Raw genomic sequence first — 17,333 nt, 5'->3', positions numbered from 1 at the left:
TCAGCGCTTGGGCGGTGCGAAGCTGGCCACGCCGCTCATGCCTGGCAGTAAATTATCGGGATTGCCCAGCACTTCGCCTTCGATTTCGATCGACTGGCTGACGGCGTCGACCCGGCCGTTGATGCGCTGTACCTTCGCCTCATAGGCCTTGCCCGTTTCATCGATCTGCAGCGTGAACGGCTGGCCCGGCTTGAGCCAGGACAGCCATAGCGAAGGCACGTTCAGCTGCACCTTGAGCTTGCGGTCATTGACGATTTCGATCAGCGGCTGGCCGATGTTGACGCTGGCGTACTGCTTGGCCAGCAAGCGGGTGACCCGGCCGGCGAACGGCGCGACAATAGTGCATTGCCGCAGTTGCGCCTGGTATAGCTGGATTTGCGCCCTGGATTTTTGCGCCGCCGCACCCGCCTGCTGCACGTCGATTTCGGCCACCGATTGCATCGATTGCAGCTTGACCTTCGATTCATAGGTTTGCTGGGCGCCGTAAAAGTCGGCGTTGGCCATTTTCAGGTGGGCATCCTGCTCATCGCAATTAAAGCGCAGCAAGACCTGGCCGGCCTTGATGGTGCTGCCCAGCTTGACGGAGACCTGATCGATGCGGCCCGCCATCTGCGACGCCAGCACGCTTTCCTGGTCGGCCGCGACGAGTACCCGTATCGTCTTGTGCGTGTCGGCCGGGGCCGGCTTGGCCGCCGCCACCGGTGCCGCCTGGGCGCCGGCCGACAGCAGGATAGCGAGCACTGCGGCGGCGCCACCCAGGGTGCAATGGTACGGTAGGCGCATCAATTGCTCACCTGGCGGCGGCTGGCGGCGTCGCTGCGCAGCAGGCTGCTGATCTTGGCGGCCGCCGATTCCGCCGCCGCCTGGCCGAACACGGGCCAGGCCGAGGCCACGCTGTCGGGAATGGCCGAGCGGTAGGGGATGCTGGCCAGGGTCACGTCGCCGCGTTTGACCAGCCACGTCACTTCGACCGAGCGCATGCCGGCGCTGGGCTGGCCCACGCTGGCCGTGGCGCTGATCACGGGCGTGTGCTCGCCGGCCACGCCCGTCACCGCCGCGCCGTGTTCCGGCAGGCGCGCGCGCAGCAGCGCTGCCAGGTCCAGGCCGCTGCCGGCCGGGGTGGCGATGTTGCCAAAAGTTACTTGCGGCGCAGGCAGCGCGCTGTCTGTCGTATGAAAACTGGTCTTGCGCCAGTCCTGGTCGGCCTTGGCCAGTTGTGCCGTGAAGGCGCTGACGCTGCTGCTCTGCGGCTGCTCGGGCAGCAAGTCGGCGCCCACCGAATTGGCCACGCGGGCATAGGCGCTCTGCAAGTTGGCCAGGGCGACATAGCGCTGCATTTCCGACAACGCGGCCCGTACTTCCGTGCGCAGCAATTCCATTTCCGATTCGGCGCTGGCCTTGGTGGCGGACAAGGTGTGCTGTTCGATGCGGGCGTCGACCTTGGCCGCCTGGCTGCTGACGAAGTAGTCGGCGCGTGCTTCCTGGAAGCGCTGGGTGGCGATGCGCACCTGGGTCAGCACGGCCATCGTCAGCGCGATGCGGCGCGTGTCGTCCAGCTGGGCCTGGCTTTCCTGGGCGCGCTTGGTGGCCGGGTAGGCGAAGGCGCGCATCAGATTCAGCGAGACGGTGCTGCCAGCCTCGCCCCAGGTGTTATTGAGCAAGAACTTATTGCTGTCGCGGTTGCTCGACAGGTTCAGCTCGATGCCGGGCAGGAAGGCCAGCAGGGCCTTGCGTCCCTCCAGCACGGAGATCTTCTTGCGGTAATCTTCCTCGCGCAATTCCGGCCGGTTGTTCAGCGCCGCCAGGTCGAGCGCGTTCAAGTCGTCGAACGGCTGCAGTTTGCTCGTTTCCTGCTCTTCCTGGCCGGCGGACAAGGTTACCACGGTACCTGGACGCAGGTTGATCAGCGCGTTCAATTCGGACTTGGCCAGTATCAATTCCTGGCGCCGCGCCACGATTTGCTGGTGCAGGTCGAGCATGGCGCGCTGGTAGGCCAGCGCTTGCAGCGGCGCCAGCATGCGTTCCGTTTCCATGCGCTCGCTGCGCAGCAGGGCTTCCTTGACGCGGTTCAGCAATTCGTCCATGCGCGGCAGCGTTTGCTGGGCGACATAGGCGCGCCAGAATGCCTGGCGCACGTCTTGCGAAATATTCTGCACCACCTTGCGTTTGCGTTCTTCGGCAATCATCACTTGCACGGCTTGCTGCTGGGCACGCACATAGCTGACGCCAAAATCGAGCACGTTCCAGGCCAGCACCGCGTTCTGGGTGTTGCGCGTGCGTTCCTGGGCGCCCGAGAACAGATTGCTTTCCACGCCCGTGGCCAGGTCGACCGAGCGCGAACCGGCATCGTTGCTGCGCGAACTGTAGCCGGCCGCCACGGTCAGGCGTGGCAGCATGTCATATTTTGCCAGGTCGAGCTGGCTCGACGCCATGCTTTGCTCCATCGAGCGCAGCCGGTAATCGTAGTTGTACTTGAGCGCGCGGGCGAACGCTTCGTGCAGCGTGACCTCGCCGCTGACCGGTTCGACATCCTTGAACAGGGTCTCCACATCGTTGCGCGCGCGGACGTTGCGGGTTTCCGCATCGATCGGCTCGGGCAGAACGCTGCAGGCGCTCAGCATGGCGCCCAGCAGGATGGCCAAGGGCAGGCGGCGCAGGGTTGCCGGGGGGACGGTGCGGGTGACACTGGTAAGAAAAGTCATCGATGGTGCTCCTGGGTTATGAAGTCTTGTCATGTGTTGTGTCGATTACCTATAGTTGCGCCAGATGGCGCAAGGTAGCGCCGGCATCGCGGGAAAAACGTTGTGCTTCGCGCGCCAGCTGCCCGCTCATGGCGCCTGCGGGCGGCGCCTCCTGTGGCGCTTCCGGCATGGCATCCTGCGCTGCATCCTGTCCCGCATCGCGCAGGGCCGCCAGGACCGCATCGGGCAGGGCGCTCGTGTCGTCCATCGCCGCCGCGCCGTCGGCATGCCGGGACAGTCCGAGCGCCAGCAGCAGATTTTTGCCCGACAGGCCGGCCTGTGGCGGCGTGGCGGCTGGCGCACCGCCGCGCAGCTTGAAGATGGACTTGACTTCGTTGCCCTTGGCATCCTTGGCCACGACCTCGATTTCCAGCGTTATGCTCTGGCCCGACGGCGGCGTGCCGCTGAAGGTGCCGCTGAGCGGGTCGAAGCGTATCCAGGCCGGCAGGGGGCTGCCGTCGACGAGGCGGGCCGTCAGGATCGGCGTGCTGCCGTCCGCGCTGACGAAGGTGTCGCGCGGAATCGACAGGCTCAAGCCTTGTCGCATATTCATCGAGACATCGGCGATTTCCCGGTTCAGTATCAGCGCGGCGCGCACGGGAGGCAGCGGCGTGTAGGCGACGTCGGGCGCCGGTGCGGCGCGGAAGTGTTCATCTTGCTGGCCACTGGCGGCATCGACCACGGCGGCCAGCGGCGACATGCTGAGCTGGCCGAGCGCGGCATCCCTGATGGGCGGCGCGGCGACCGTCACGACAGGCGGTGCGGCCTCCGGCACGGAGGGGATGGGCAGGGGCGGACGGCTCGTCTCGGGCAGCGGCGGCGCCAGCACGTTCAAGGTCAGGGCGCGCGAAGCAATGCCGGTGTTGCCGGCGGCATCCGTGGCGCTGGCCGTGATCTGGTGTGCGCCCAGGGCCAGCGCGGTGCTCAGGCTCCAGCGGCCGTCGGCGTCGGCGCGTACCGTGCCGATCACCACCCCGTCGCTGCGCACGGTGACGATGCTGTTCGCTTCGGCATTGCCGCCGAGGACAGGCGTGGTGCTGGTGGTCGAGGCACCGCCGCTGGCCAGTTGCGGCGTGTCGGCGGCGGCGGGCGCATTGGCGTCGATGACGAGGTTCAGCGCGCCCGATGTCGCACTGGCGTTGCCCGCGTTGTCCACGGCCCTGGCTGTCAGGGTGTGGCTGCCGTCGCCCAGCGTGCTGCTGGTGATGCTCCACACGCCGCCCGTGGCGATGGTGCTGCCCAGCACAGTGACGCCGTCCGTATCGTACAGGGTGACGGTGCTGCCGGCCTCGGCGCGGCCGGTGATGGTAGGACGGTTGACATGCGTGACGCCGTCGCTGTTCGAGGCACCGCTGTCGCTGGCGCTGCTCAGTACCGGCGTCGTCGGCACCGCGCCGCTGGCGTTGTCGATGGTGATGGCCAGCGCACTGGAAACGGCGCCGGCATTGCCTGCCGCATCCACCGCCCTGGCAGTCAGGCTGTGGCCGCCCGTGCCCAACGTCGTGCTGGTGATGCTCCACACGCCGCCCGTGGCGACTGTCGTGCCCAGCACGGTGACGCCATCCGTATCGTACAGGGTGATGGTGCTGCCGGCCTCGGCGCGGCCGGTGATGGTCGGACGGGTGACATTCGTGACGCCGTCGCTGTCCGAGGCGCCGCTGTCGCTGGCGGCTGCCAGCACCGGGGCCGGTGGCGCGGCCGGGGCGCTGGTGTCGATGCTGATGGACAGCAGACTGGAAGCGGCGCTGGTGTTGCCGGCCGTATCGGTCGCCTTGGCGGTCAGAGTGTGGATACCATCACCCAGCGTGCTGCTGCTGATGCTCCACACGCCGCCCGTGGCGACTGTCGTGCCCAGCACGGTGACGCCATCCGTATCGTACAGGGTGATGGTGCTGCCGGCCTCGGCGCGGCCGGTGATGGTCGGACGGGTGACATTCGTGATGCCGTCGCTGTTCGAGGCGCCGCTGTCGCTGGCGGCGGCCAGCACGGGCGCCGGTGGCGCGGCCGGGGCGCTTGTGTCGATGCTGATGGACAGCAGGCTGGACGCGGCGCTGGTGTTGCCGGCCGTATCGGTCGCTTTGGCGGTCAGAGTGTGGATGCCATCACCCAGCGTGCTGCTGCTGATGCTCCACACGCCGCCCGTGGCGACTGTCGTGCCCAGCACGGTGACGCCATCCGTATCGTATAGGGTGATGGTGCTGCCGGCCTCGGCGCGGCCGGTGATGGTCGGACGGGTGACATTCGTGATGCCGTCGCTGTCCGAGGCGCCGCTGTCGCTGGCGGCGGCCAGCACGGGTGCCGGTGGCGCGGCCGGGGCGCTGGTGTCGATGCTGATGGACAGCAGGCTGGACGCGGCGCTGGTGTTGCCGGCCGTATCGGTCGCCTTGGCGGTCAGAGTGTGGATGCCATCACCCAGCGTGCTGCTGCTGATGCTCCACACGCCGCCCGTGGCGATGGTGCTGCCCAGCACGGTGACGCCGTCCGTATCGTATAGGGTGATGGTGCTGCCGCTTTCGGCACGACCGGTGATGGTCGGACGGGTGACATTCGTGACGCCATCGCTGTCCGAGGCGCCGCTGTCGCTGGCGGCGGCCAGTACGGGCGCCGGTGGCGCGGCCGGGGCGCTTGTGTCGATGCTGATGGACAGCAGGCTGGACGCGGCGCTGGTGTTGCCGGCCGTATCGGTCGCTTTGGCGGTCAGAGTGTGGATGCCATCACCCAGCGTGCTGCTGGTGATGCTCCACACGCCGCCCGTGGCGATGGTGCTGCCCAGCACGGTGACGCCGTCCGTATCGTACAGGGTGACGCTGCTGCCTGCTTCGGCCGTGCCGCTGATGACGGGTGTGGTGACGCCGGTGATGCCGTCCGCATTCGATGCGCCGCTGTCGCTGGCCGCGTCCAGGGTCGGCGTGGCGGGCGCGGCGACACTGGTATCGACCGTGACGTTCAGCGTGGCGGAGGCGGCGCTGGCATTGCCGGCCACGTCGGTGGCGATGGCGCGCAGGGTGTGCCCGCCATCGGCCAGCGACGAGGTGGTGATGTGCCAGCGGCCGCCGGAAACCACGGTAGAGCCGAGCACGGTGACGCCGTCGCTGTCGTACAGGGTGACGATGCTGCCGTTTTCGCCGCTGCCGTTGATGAGCAGGTTGCCAAACTTGGTGACGCCATCCGAATTCGACGCGCCGCTATCGGTGGTGGTGTCCAGCGTGAGCGCGGCCGGCGCGGCCGGGGCGCTGGTATCGATGGTGACGTTCAGGGTCATCGAGGCGGGGCTGGTATTGCCGACGACGTCAAACGCCCTGGCGCTCAGCTGATGCAGGCCCTGGCCCAGAACAGTGCTGGTGATGCTCCACACGCCGCCCGTGGCCACTGTCGTGCCCAGCACGGTGGTGCCATCGGTGTCGTACAGCGTCACAATGGAGCCGGACACGGCGGTGCCGCTGATGGTTGGCGTGCTGACGTTGGTGATGCGGTCCGCATTCGATATGCCGCTGTCGCTGGCGCTCGCCAGCGCGAGCGCGCCAGGCGCCACGCTCACGGTGGTGATTGTGACCGCCAGTTCGCCCGAGGCGGCGCTGACGTTGCCGGCCGTGTCGGTGGCTTTGACGGTCAGCCTGTGCACGCCGTCGGCCAGCGCGCTGCTGGTGATGCGCCATGTGCCGCCCGTGGCCACGGTCGTGCCCAGCACGGTGACGCCGTCGGTGTCGTACAGGGTAATGGTGCTGCCTGCTTCGGCCGTGCCGTTGATGGTTGGCGTGGTGACGCGGGTGATGCCATCCGCATTCGACGCGCCGCTGTCGCTGGCCGCGTCCAGGGTGGGCGTGGCGGGCGCGGCCGGCGCGGAGGTGTCGATGGTGACGACCAGTTGGCCGGAGGCGGCGCTGACGTTGCCGGCCGTGTCGGTGGCCTTGACGGTCAGCCTGTGCACGCCGTCGGCCAGCGCGCTGCTGGTGATGCTCCACACTCCTCCCGTGGCCACTGCCGTGCCCAGCACGGTGACGCCATCGTCGTCGTACAGGGTAATGGTGCTGCCGTCTTCGGCCGTGCCGCTGATGGTTGGCGTGGTGACGCGGGTGATGCCATCCGTATTCGATGCGCCGCTGTCGCTGGCGGGATCGAGTGTGGGCGTGGCGGGCGCGGCCGGCGCGGAGGTGTCGATGGTGACGGCGAGTTGGCCGGAGGCGGCGCTGATGTTGCCGGCCGTGTCGGTGGCTTTGACGGTCAGCCTGTGCACGCCGTCGGCCAGCGCGCTGCTGGTGATGCGCCATGTGCCGCCCGTGGCCACGGTCGTTCCCAGCACGGTGACGCCATCGTCGTCGTACAGGGTAATGGTGCTGCCTGCTTCGGCCGTGCCGCTGATGGTTGGCGTGGCGACGCGGGTGATGCCATCCGCATTCGACGCGCCGCTGTCGCTGGCCGCGTCCAGGGTCGGCGTGGCGGGCGCGGCCGGCGCCGTGGCATCGATGGTGATGACCAGTTGGCCGGAGGCGGCGCTGACGTTGCCGGCCGTGTCGGTGGCCTTGACGGTCAGCCTGTGCACGCCGTCGGTCAGCGCGCTGCTGGTGATGCTCCAGACACCGCCCGTGGCCACTGCCGTGCCCAGCACGGTGACGCCGTCGTCGTCGTACAGGGTAATGGTGCTGCCGTTTTCTGCCGTGCCGCTGATGGTTGGCGTGGTGACGCGGGTGATGCCATCCGCATTCGATGCGCCGCTGTCGCTGGCGGGATCGAGTGTGGGCGTGGCGGGCGCGGCCGGCGCGGAGGTGTCGATGGTGACGACCAGTTGGCCGGAGGCGGCGCTGATGTTGCCGGCCGTGTCGGTGGCTTTGACGGTCAGCCTGTGCACGCCGTCGGCCAGCGCGCTGCTGGTGATGCGCCATGCGCCGCCCGTGGCCACGGTCGTGCCCAGCACGGTGACGCCATCGTCGTCGTACAGGGTGACGCTGCTGCCGTTTTCTGCCGTGCCGCTGATGGTTGGCGTGGTGACGCGGGTGATGCCATCCGCATTCGATGCGCCGCTGTCGCTGGCCGCGTCCAGGGTCGGCGTGGCGGGCGCGGCCGGCGCCGTGGCATCGATGGTGATGACCAGTTGGCCCGAGGCGGCGCTGACGTTGCCGGCCGTGTCGGTGGCCTTGACGGTCAGCCTATGCACGCCGTCGGCCAGCGCGCTGCTGGTGATGCTCCACACGCCGCCCGTGGCCACGGTCGTGCCCAGCACGGTGACGCCGTCGCTGTCGTACAGGGTGACGCTGCTGCCTGCTTCGGCCGTGCCGTTGATGGTTGGCGTGGTGACGCCGGTGATGCGATCCGCATTCGATGCGCCGCTGTCGCTGGCGGCATCGAGCGTGGGCGTGCCTGGCGCCGCGATACTGGTATCGACCGTGACGTTCAGCGTGGCGGAGGCGGCGCTGGCATTGCCGGCCACGTCGGTGGCGATGGCGCGCAGGGTGTGCCCACCATCGGCCAGCGACGAGGTGGTGATGTGCCAGCGGCCGCCGGAAACTACGCTAGAACCGAGCGCGGTGACGCCATCGCTGTCGTACAGGGTGACGATGCTGCCGTTTTCGCCGCTGCCGTTGATGATCAGATTGCCAAACTTGGTGACGCCATCCGAATTCGACGCGCCGCTATCTGTGGTGGTGTCCAGCGTGAGCGCGGCCGGCGCGGCCGGGGCGCTGGTATCGATGGTGACGTTCAGGGTCGTCGAGGCGGGGCTGGTATTGCCGACGACGTCAAACGCCCTGGCGCTCAGCTGATGCAGGCCCTGGCCCAGCGCGCTGCTGGTGATGCTCCACACGCCGCCCGTGGCCACTGTCGTGCCCAGCACGGTGGTGCCATCGGTGTCGTACAGCGTCACAATGGCGCCGGCTTGGGCGGTGCCGCTGATGGTTGGCGTGCTGACGTTGGTGATGCGGTCCGCATTCGATATGCCGCTGTCGCTGGCGGTATCGAGCGCGAGCGCGGCAGGCGCCACGCCCACGGTGGCGATCGTGACGGAGAGTTGGCCGGAGGCGGCGCTGATGTTGCCGGCCGTGTCGGTGGCTTTGACGGTCAGCCTGTGCACGCCGTCGGCCAGCGCGCTGCTGGTGATGCGCCATGTGCCGCCGGTGGCCACGGTCGTTCCCAGCACGGTGACGCCATCGTCGTCGTACAGGGTGACGGTGCTGCCGTTTTCTGCCGTGCCGTTGATGGTTGGCGTGGTGACACTGGTGATGCCATCCGCATTCGATGCGCCGCTGTCGCTGGCAGGATCGAGTGTGGGCGTGGCGGGCGTGGCCGGCGCGGAGGTGTCGATGATGATGGAGAGGGCGCCCGAGAGGATGCTGGCATTGCCAGCGGCATCGACGGCCTGGGCTTTCAGGTTGTGTACTCCGTTGCTCAGCGCGCTGCTGGTGATGCTCCATGCGCCGCCCGTGGCCACGGTCGTGCCCAGCACGGTGACGCCGTCGCTGTCGTACAGCGTGACGCTGCTGCCGCTTTCTGCCGTGCCGCTGATGGTTGGCGTGGCGACATTGGTAATGCGGTCGCTGTTCGAGTTGCCGCTGTCGCTGGCGCTGTTGAGTACCGGTGTCGATGGCGTGGCGATGGCCGTGTCGAGCGTGATCGTCAGTGAACCGCCGGCCGTGCCGATATTGCCGGCCGTGCCGATATTGCCGGCCACGTCGGTGATCTTCGCCGTCAAGACCTTGCTGCCGTCGGCGCCCAGGCTGCCGCCGACCACGGTCAGGTCGATAAAGCCGTTGCTGATATCGGTGTTGCTCAGGGTGGCGCGCAGTGGCAGGCCGAAGGAGTTGTTGCCCAGCAGTAGCTCAAGCGTGTCGCCGGACACCGCATTGGTGCCTGTCAGGCTGATGCGCACCGTCGGATTGGTGACGCTGGTGCGCCCGTCCGAATTCGAGCTGCCGCTGTCGGAGGCGGCGCTCAGCACGATAGGATTGCTCGGCATGCCCGGCGCGGTGGTGTCGAGCGTGATCGTCAGTGAACCGCCGGCTGTGCCGATATTGCCGGCCACGTCGGTGATCTTCGCCGTCAAGACCTTGTCGCCGTCGGCGCCCAGGCTGCCGCTGACCACGGTCAGGTCGATAAAGCCGTTGGCGATATCGGTGTTGCTCAGGGTGGCGCTCAGTGGCGTGCCGAAGGAGTTGCCGCCCAGCAGCAGTTCCGCCGTGTCGCCGGACACCGCATTGGTGCCTGCCAGGCTGATGCGCACCGTCGGATTGGTGACGCTGGTGCGCCCGTCGGAATTCGAGTTGCCGCTGTCGGAGGCGGCGCTCAGCACGATAGCGTTGCTGGGCGTGCCCGGCGCGTTGGTGTCGAGCGTGATCGTCAGTGAACCGCCGGCCGTGCCGATATTGCCGGCCAGGTCGGTGATCTTCGCCGTCAAGACCTTGCTGCCGTCGGCGCCCAGGTCGCCGCTGCTGACGCTCATATCGACATAACCGTCGCTGATATTGGTGCCGTTCAGCACCAGGCGAACAGGTGTACCCAGCGAGGCGCCGCCCAGCAGCAGTTCCGCCGTGTCGCCGGCTGCGGCGTTGGTGCCTGCCAGGCTGATACGCACCGTCGGATTGGTGACGCTGGTGCGCCCGTCCGCATTCGAGCTGCCGCTGTCGGAAGCGGCGCCCAGCACGATAACGTTGCTGGGCATGCCCGGCGGCGTCTTGTCGATGGTCACGTTCAGTGCGGCGCTTTTGCTGCTGCTGAGCGCACCGCTGGCCGAGGTGGTGATGGCGTACACATTGTAGGCGCCATCGGCCAGGCCGCTGGTGCTCAAGCCGCTGACGCTCCAGCTGCCGTTGTTGACGGTGGCGGTGGCGGTGGCCTCGGTGCCTGCATCGTACAGCCCGTTGTTGTTGGCGTCGATGAAGACGCGCACCGTGCTGGCGCTGTCGCCGGCGGCACTGCTGCCGCTGAAAGTGAGGCTGCCGGCGTTGGTCTTGTTGTCGGTATTGCTGCTGCCGCTGTCACTGCCGGCCGCCAGGTCGGGCGCGCCCGGCGCGGCGGGCGTGACGTTGACGGTGATGATGCGGTCCACGGTGCTGACGCCGTCGCTGACGCGGATGGTGAAGGTATCGGTGCCGGCGTAGCCCGCCGTCGGCGTGTAGGTGATGGTCCCGCCGGGCGTGATGTCGGCGCTGCCCGAGCTGCCGCTGGCGCCGCTGAAAGAGAGCGTGCCGTGCAGCGGTGCCTGGGACTGGGTCCAGGTTTCCGTCTGGCCCACGTCGACATCGTTAATGTGCAGCAACCCCTTGATGTCGGTGGCGCCTGCGTTCTGCGTCACCGACAAGGTAGTGGAGCCTGGCACAAAGACGGGCGCCGTGTTGACGACGGCGGCGCTGATGTTGCTCATCGTCATGGATTCGAAATTGATTTCGCTGGCCGCACCGCCGTCGCCACCATGATCGGTGGTCTTCCACAGGCTGATGGTGATGCTGACCGAGGCCACGTTGGCGTAATTATAGGGCGTGCTGCTGTTGATCAGCGAGCTCAGCGATTGAACCGTGGTCGACAGGGTCAACGTGGGGCCGGCCATTTGCAAGGTGGCGATGGTGTTGCCGGAGGCGTCGGCCAGCACCACTACCAGCTGGTCGACGGTGCGGGTGTTGAGGCCGGCGCCGCGCGAGGTGACGCTGAAGCCAAAATCTTTGAACGTGAAAGTCTTGGCGACAGTGCTGCCTTCCGCCTTGAACACGGCGGTGACGCTGCCGCCATCGGTCGCCGAGGCAGGATTGCTGGCATACAGGACGGTGCCGTCCTGGGCCAGGAAGTCGCTGACTTTTAATTTATCGGCGAGCTGGCGGAAACCGCCGCTGGCAGCGCCATAGGTGCCGCCGAAATCATAGGTGCCGTCGGCGGTGCCATTGCCAGTCAGCAGCAAGCCGGCGTAGTCGGCCAGTGCGCGCTCGCTGATCGCCTTGTCGGCCTCGATCTGGCCCGTGTGTTTTTCCAACACCCAGTTGCCGCCCAGCGCGGCAGCGCCGGTGGAATCGGTCGACGCGGCCACATCGGCCCCGGTCAATGTGGCCAAGCGGTTGATAAAGTGATCGCCCGTGGGATTGTTGGCTACGTTACATCCAAACAACAGGATGTCGCCGCCGCTGCGCAAGGCGCTGCCCCAGGTGGCCAGTGCGTTTTGGTAGTTGTCGATATTATTATCCGACAGGACGGAGGAGCCGAGAATCACGCGCCCGGTACTGCCTTCGGAAATGATCTGGATGCTCTCCAGGCCGTGGCGCCCCTTGAGGGCGTCGGCGATCTGTTGCACGCCGTCGCGGTTTTTGTCGAGCATGACGACTTCGACGCCCGGTTTCAGGCCGGCCAGCAGCGCTTGCGGATTGCTCACCGAGGCATCGACAAAGACGATGGTGCCGGGGCCGGCCGCCTTGGCTGCGGTCTCGGCTGGTGCCCGTTCCGGCGCCAGCGCCGCGCTGCGGGCGGCTTCGGCGGAAGCGCGTCCCGCATCGATGGCCCTGCCGGCCATGGCCGGCAGGTGCAGTGCGCCGGCGCTGCCGTCATGCGGGTCGGTCAGCGTGGCGGCTACCGCGCCATCAAAGACGATACGTGTTTCCAGTGCCAGCATGCTGCGTGCCGGGCGCAGGCGCGGTCCTTGCGCGGCCCTGGCGGGCGGCGCTGCGGCGGTCACGGAAGAGAGGGCACTTGGGGCGTCGTATCGTTTCATCGCAGCTTCCTTTGCGCTGCCCGGACGGTTCGCATCACGTCGCGACAGCAGGGGATAAAATGTTTAAAAGTACCAGATTGGCGCCAGGGAGAAGGCGGCAATTACATTTATTTATATTAACTATCACTAATAATCACTGATTATCACCAATAATCACGGTTTTATTAAAAAAATATGATTATTTCTTTATTTATTGTAACTGCTTAGTGGCAATATTTGTCAACTTGGCGTCGTTTTTTTTACGCACGATTAAATATGACACTAGAAATATAAAATAAATATTTCGAGATAGGCATGCATACCGTACTATGTCATGCGCAGATAAATTGTCATCAATGTTATTGCATTGACGAGCAACCAAAAAGGTGGGTTTGATGAATGATGAGCGGGATGCCGGCACTATTTTCACCGTTTGCGGCCGTATTGCGGCGTGTTATCGGGCATGGCGGGCCGCGTAAGCATGGTGCCGTCCGAGTTGCTATTGCGTCCGGCGACGCCGGCTGACCAGGCATTTGCCGAGCAATTATATGCGTCGACGCGCGATGATTTGAATATGTTGGTATCTGATTCAACAATTATTAAGTTATTAATATCAATGCAATATCATGCCCAGGTGGCCGGGTATACAACGACCTATCCCGCTGCGGAGTATTTAATCATTGAACATCAGAATGAAGCGTTGGGCCGCGTGGTGATCGATAGCACAGCGGCCATCTTGCGCATCGTGGATATCAGCGTGCTGCCGCAGGCGCGCCGGCAGGGTTGTGCAGGAGAAATACTGCGCCGTTTGCAAGGACGCGCCGCCGTGGCGGGGCAAGAGATGCGCTTGACTGTACATCAAAGCAATCCCGCTGCCCGGCGCCTGTATCTGGCGCTGGGTTTTTGCGTGGATTCGGAAGACGCATTGAGTGCGCACCTGCGGTGGCAGGCATGAATGTGCACGATGGAGGCGCTGGCGTGCTGGCCGGGCAAGTGCCTGATCTGGCCGATCCGGCCGACGAACGCCTGGCGGCCTTGCGTGAAGACCTGTCTCTGCAGCCGGCGCCGCCCGGCATCGACGGCACGCCGCACTGGCATGTGCACGATGCCGTGCGCAACCGTTTTTTCCGCATCGGCTGGCTGGAATTTGAGTTGCTGTCGCGCTGGCGCGGCGGCATGCCGGCAGGCGCGCTGTGCGACGCCGTCGCGCGCGACACGGCGCTGGCGCCGCAGCCCGAGGATGTGCTGGGCGTGCAGCAATTCCTGCAGGCCAACGAATTGTTGCGCGCCGATACGGCAGGGCTGCGCGCGCATCTGCAGAAGGTGGCGGCGGGACGCAAGCCCACGCTGCTGCAATGGCTGTTGCACCATTACCTGTTTTTCCGCATTCCCCTGGTGCGCCCCGATGCCTTCCTGAACCGCACCCTGGCCTATGTGGAGCCGCTGTTCCGGCCCGGCTTTTTCATCGCCTGCACCCTGCTGTCACTGGTGGGCGTATGGCGCGTGCTGGATCAGTGGCCCGCCTTTTCCAGTACCTTCCTGTATTTTTTCTCGTGGCAGGGCGCGCTGTACTACGGCCTGGCGCTGGCGCTGGCCAAGATCTTGCATGAACTGGCGCACGCCTACACCTGCAAGCATTACGGCGTGCGCGTGCCGGCCATGGGTGTGGCGCTGATGATGATGTGGCCCCTGCTGTACACCGATACCTCGGAGGCGTGGAAACTGACCTCGCGCCGCGCCCGCCTGGCCATCGGTGGCGCCGGCGTGGTGGCCGAACTATTGCTGGCGGGCCTGGCGGCACTGCTGTGGAGCCTGGCGCCGGACGGCGGTTTCAAGAGCGCCTTGTATATCCTGGCCGCCGTCACCTGGGTCAGCACGCTGGCGATCAACCTGAATCCCTTCATGCGCTTCGACGGTTATTACCTGCTGATGGATTTGCTCGATGTGCCGAACTTGTCCGAACGCAGTTTTGCGATTGCGCGATGGCAACTGCGCAAAGTGGTGCTGGGCATCGCCGCGCCGTTTCCCGAGCCGCAACTGCGGGCGCGGGCCCGCTGGCTCGCCTTGTACGCCTACGCCACCTGGCTGTATCGGCTCATCATGTTCACCGGCATCGCGGCCGCCGTGTATTTTTTCTTCTTCAAGGCCCTGGGGGTGATTTTGTTTGCCGTGGAAATAAGCTGGTTTGTCTTGCGTCCCATCTGGAATGAGCTGCGCGCCTGGCGCGATTTGCGCGCGCGCTGGTCGCGCAATGCGGCGCGCAGCGGCCTGGCCTTGCTGGTCCTGCTGGTCATCCTGGTGGTGCCGTGGCGCGCGGATGTGGTCGCCGATGGTTACTGGCAGGCGGACCTGCACAGCCAGCTCTTTGCGCCGATGCCGGCACGCCTGGAAAAGGTGCTGGTGAAGGAGGGGCAGGCGGTACGCGGTGGCGACGCCCTGTTCCTGCTGGCCGCGCCAGCGGTGACAAGCCAGTTGCAGCAGTTGCAAAGCCGGATCGCCGGGCTGGAGCGCCAGATCAATGGCGCCATCGACAACGCCGGCTTGAATGAGCGCGCCCGCGTGCTGGACCAGGAACTGGCGGCGGCCAGGGCCGAATATGCGCTGCAACGCGCCGAACTGGGGCGGCTGACCGTGGCGGCGCCGCATGCGGGCGTGGTGCGCGACCTCGATCCGGGCTTGTTCCCGGGAGCATGGGTCGGCACCAGCCATGTCCTGGGCCGCGTGGTGGGAAACGGGGCGGGGCAGGCGCAGGTCTTCGTGCATGAATCGGATATCGGCAGGGTCAAGCTGGGCGCGCGCGCGCGGCTGATACCGCGCCGCGCCGACGCCGCGGCGCGGGCGGCCACCGTGACGCGCATCGACAGCACCGCCAGCCGGCTCTTGCCGGAGGCAATGCTATCGTCCCTGCATGGCGGACCGATCGCCGCGCGCGGCGGTCCGCATGGCGAGTCGCTGGCCAATGAAGCCCTGTATCGCGTCACGCTGCAACTGGACGGCGCCGGCGTGGACAGTATGGCGCCCATGGTCGCGCATATCGACGGCGAGCGCAGCAGCATGCTGTGGCGCGCCGCGCGCAAGGTCGCCGGCGTGCTGATACGCGAAAGCGGCTTGTAAGTCGATGGGAATGAAAGACGGCGGATGAGGCCGGAGCCGCCATCCGCCGCCATGCGCCCGCAGAAACAGGCTCTGGCCGCTCAGGGTCTGCTCGGGTATTCGCCGTACAGGCAAATCATGAATTGCAGCGGCAAGTAGGGTTGCATATTGTTGTGCGGCGCGCCCCCTCCGGCAGGCGCCAGCAGGGCCGCATTCATGACCGTATTGACGGCCGCGACATATTGCGGCTGCGGCACGGGATTGCGGCCGCCGCTGACGTTTTGTGCCCATACCGCATTGCTGGGGTTCGTCACGTCGCCAGCCGCGTCCAGCGCCATCGCGCCATGTGTGTGGGCGGGCATCGTACTCTCGGTCAGCGTGACGCTGGCAACGCCTGCCGTTGCCGCCAGCGCTCTGGCCGTCAGTCCGGGACCCGTACCCTGGTGTAGCGGCGCCATGCCTTTTAAATTTGGCAACATGAACGTGGTGCTGCCATTGCCGCCATACTGGGTGCCGATGACCGAATACAGCGTGGTATTTTGTTGTATCTGCAATGTCGCGCCATCGCAAGCCGCCCAATTATTCGGTATGAACGTGCCGCAGAAAATCCGGATCTCTCCGACAAATGGATCTGCCATGGTATGCCCCCTTTTTTTATGGTCGTGGTGGATAAATGCCCTGAACGGCGATACAGAACGTGAGCGCCAGATAGGGTTGCATATTGTTGTGTGGCTGATTGCCGCCTGCGCTGCCGATCGCCGCCGCGTTGAGCATGGTGTCGGCGCTGGCGGCATAGCCGGCGGGGAAATTGCCCCAGGTGGCATTTTTGGGTGAGCTCACATCGACGGCGATGGCGGAGGCGTGCGCTGTATGCGTGTGCTGCGGCATTTCGTTGGGTAGCAGCGTATGCGTTTCTGCGCCGCCGGCCTTGCCTTGAATATAGCTTGTGCCGCAATAGATGGGAACCTTGCCGCGCAGATCAGGCAAGGCGAAAGTGGAGCTGCCATTGCCGCCGTATAAAGTGCTCAGCAGGGAAAACAAGGCGGCATTGCTTTGTACTGACAGCAATTGCCCCTCGCATGCCGCCCATCCTTTCGGGGCATAAGCCAAGCTGAACAGCCGTATCTCACCCAAAAACGGTTCCATGAAGCGCTCTCCTTATCATTTGTTTGGTATAAATAATATTTACTCGCCCAGCATAGGTTTATGGCCGGGTTGGATATATTCCGCTGGTGGCGATGATGAAAGAGAGGGCGAGGAAGGGCATCATGTTGTCGTGCGGCAGCGTGCTGCCGGCAGTGGAAATGCTCGCCGAATTCATGTTTGTCAAGCTGCTCGTGGCCGTGGCATAGTTATTCGTGCTGGTCGTCGCCCACACGCCGTTGGTCGGACTGGCCAAGGTGCCGGTGGCCTTCTGTGCCGCGGCGGCATGCGTATGCATCGGCATCTCCAGCGTTTGCAAGGTGACGGTTTCCGTGCCGGCGGCCTGGCTCAAATAGTGGGAGGGGCTAGTGTGGATAGGCACGCGGCCGCGCAGGTCTGGCAGGCCGAACGTCATTCTGCCATCGCCGCCATAGGTAGTGCCGATCAGCGAATACAGCACCTCGTTTTCGCTAATGCTGAGCAATTGTCCATCGCACATCAGCCAGCCAAGCGGTGCGTAATTTCCCGAAAACATACGGATTTCGCCCACATAACATTCAGACATAAACGACTCCTATACTTGATCAATATAAAAAAGAAGAAAATGCTCATGACTTATTGCGCTCTGACTGTATCAGAAGTTGATAATAATTCCACACTTTTTATTGTGGTAGATCAAATAAAATTTCTTGTGATGG

General features: G+C 65.4%; 8 protein-coding genes. 2 read left to right on the top strand and 6 right to left on the bottom strand.

The genetic code is table 11. The features are described 5' to 3' along the window. From CNX70_RS17360 to CNX70_RS28260, 3 genes are read right to left on the bottom strand one after another with little or no spacing between them, the layout of a single operon-like run. Window positions 1-783, bottom strand: coding sequence for an efflux RND transporter periplasmic adaptor subunit (locus CNX70_RS17360; protein WP_096235735.1), 783 nt, complete (start codon window positions 781-783; stop codon window positions 1-3). Further along, window positions 783-2,702, bottom strand: coding sequence for a TolC family protein (locus CNX70_RS17355; RefSeq protein ID WP_167389676.1), 1,920 nt, complete (start codon window positions 2,700-2,702; stop codon window positions 783-785). Before CNX70_RS17355 ends, CNX70_RS17360 begins: the two co-directional genes overlap by 1 nt. A gap of 49 nt (window positions 2,703-2,751) precedes the next feature. Then, window positions 2,752-12,420, bottom strand: a complete 9,669-nt coding sequence (locus CNX70_RS28260; protein WP_157751090.1) for an Ig-like domain-containing protein — start codon at window positions 12,418-12,420, stop codon at window positions 2,752-2,754. Between the two features lie 460 nt (window positions 12,421-12,880). Here CNX70_RS28260 and CNX70_RS17335 point away from each other — a divergent pair, with 460 nt between their 5' ends. Together CNX70_RS17335 and CNX70_RS17330 are read left to right on the top strand one after the other, a co-directional pair. Then, complete coding sequence (locus CNX70_RS17335; protein ID WP_157751088.1) at window positions 12,881-13,354, top strand: GNAT family N-acetyltransferase; 474 nt, start codon at window positions 12,881-12,883, stop codon at window positions 13,352-13,354. Beyond that, window positions 13,351-15,513, top strand: coding sequence for an HlyD family efflux transporter periplasmic adaptor subunit (locus CNX70_RS17330; RefSeq protein ID WP_096235732.1), 2,163 nt, complete (start codon window positions 13,351-13,353; stop codon window positions 15,511-15,513). Before CNX70_RS17335 ends, CNX70_RS17330 begins: the two co-directional genes overlap by 4 nt. Before the next feature lie 80 nt (window positions 15,514-15,593). Here the strand turns inward: CNX70_RS17330 and CNX70_RS17325 are convergent, their stop codons facing one another. The 3 genes from CNX70_RS17325 to CNX70_RS17315 are packed head-to-tail and all read right to left on the bottom strand — an operon-like array spanning window position 15,594 to window position 17,200. After that, window positions 15,594-16,130 (bottom strand): phage tail protein, encoded by a 537-nt coding sequence (locus CNX70_RS17325; protein WP_096235731.1) that lies wholly within the window; start codon window positions 16,128-16,130, stop codon window positions 15,594-15,596. A 16-nt stretch (window positions 16,131-16,146) separates the two neighbouring features. Beyond that, a complete protein-coding gene (locus CNX70_RS17320) occupies window positions 16,147-16,638 on the bottom strand; it encodes a phage tail protein (protein WP_096235730.1) in 492 nt (163 codons plus the stop codon). Between the two features lie 58 nt (window positions 16,639-16,696). Then, complete coding sequence (locus tag CNX70_RS17315) at window positions 16,697-17,200, bottom strand: phage tail protein (protein ID WP_096235729.1); 504 nt, start codon at window positions 17,198-17,200, stop codon at window positions 16,697-16,699. Window positions 17,201-17,333: the final 133 nt, after the last annotated feature.

The sequence above is a fragment of the Janthinobacterium svalbardense genome (assembly GCF_002327145.1).
GTDB classification, from domain to species: domain Bacteria; phylum Pseudomonadota; class Gammaproteobacteria; order Burkholderiales; family Burkholderiaceae_D; genus Janthinobacterium; species Janthinobacterium tructae.
The sequence above is the reverse complement of the archived record's forward strand: the minus strand, read 5'-3'. Positions and strand labels throughout refer to the sequence as shown.

Excerpts from the sequence above, each read along its gene's own strand:
- CNX70_RS17335 (WP_157751088.1), top strand. The coding sequence starts at position 12,881 with ATGGTGCCGTCCGAGTTGCTATTGCGTCCGGCGACGCCGGCTGACCAG.
- CNX70_RS17325 (WP_096235731.1), bottom strand. The coding sequence starts at position 16,130 with ATGGCAGATCCATTTGTCGGAGAGATCCGGATTTTCTGCGGCACGTTC.
- CNX70_RS17315 (WP_096235729.1), bottom strand. The coding sequence starts at position 17,200 with ATGTCTGAATGTTATGTGGGCGAAATCCGTATGTTTTCGGGAAATTAC.
- CNX70_RS17360 (WP_096235735.1), bottom strand. The coding sequence starts at position 783 with ATGCGCCTACCGTACCATTGCACCCTGGGTGGCGCCGCCGCAGTGCTC.
- CNX70_RS17320 (WP_096235730.1), bottom strand. The coding sequence starts at position 16,638 with ATGGAACCGTTTTTGGGTGAGATACGGCTGTTCAGCTTGGCTTATGCC.
- CNX70_RS28260 (WP_157751090.1), bottom strand. The coding sequence starts at position 12,420 with ATGAAACGATACGACGCCCCAAGTGCCCTCTCTTCCGTGACCGCCGCA.
- CNX70_RS17355 (WP_167389676.1), bottom strand. The coding sequence starts at position 2,702 with ATGACTTTTCTTACCAGTGTCACCCGCACCGTCCCCCCGGCAACCCTG.
- CNX70_RS17330 (WP_096235732.1), top strand. The coding sequence starts at position 13,351 with ATGAATGTGCACGATGGAGGCGCTGGCGTGCTGGCCGGGCAAGTGCCT.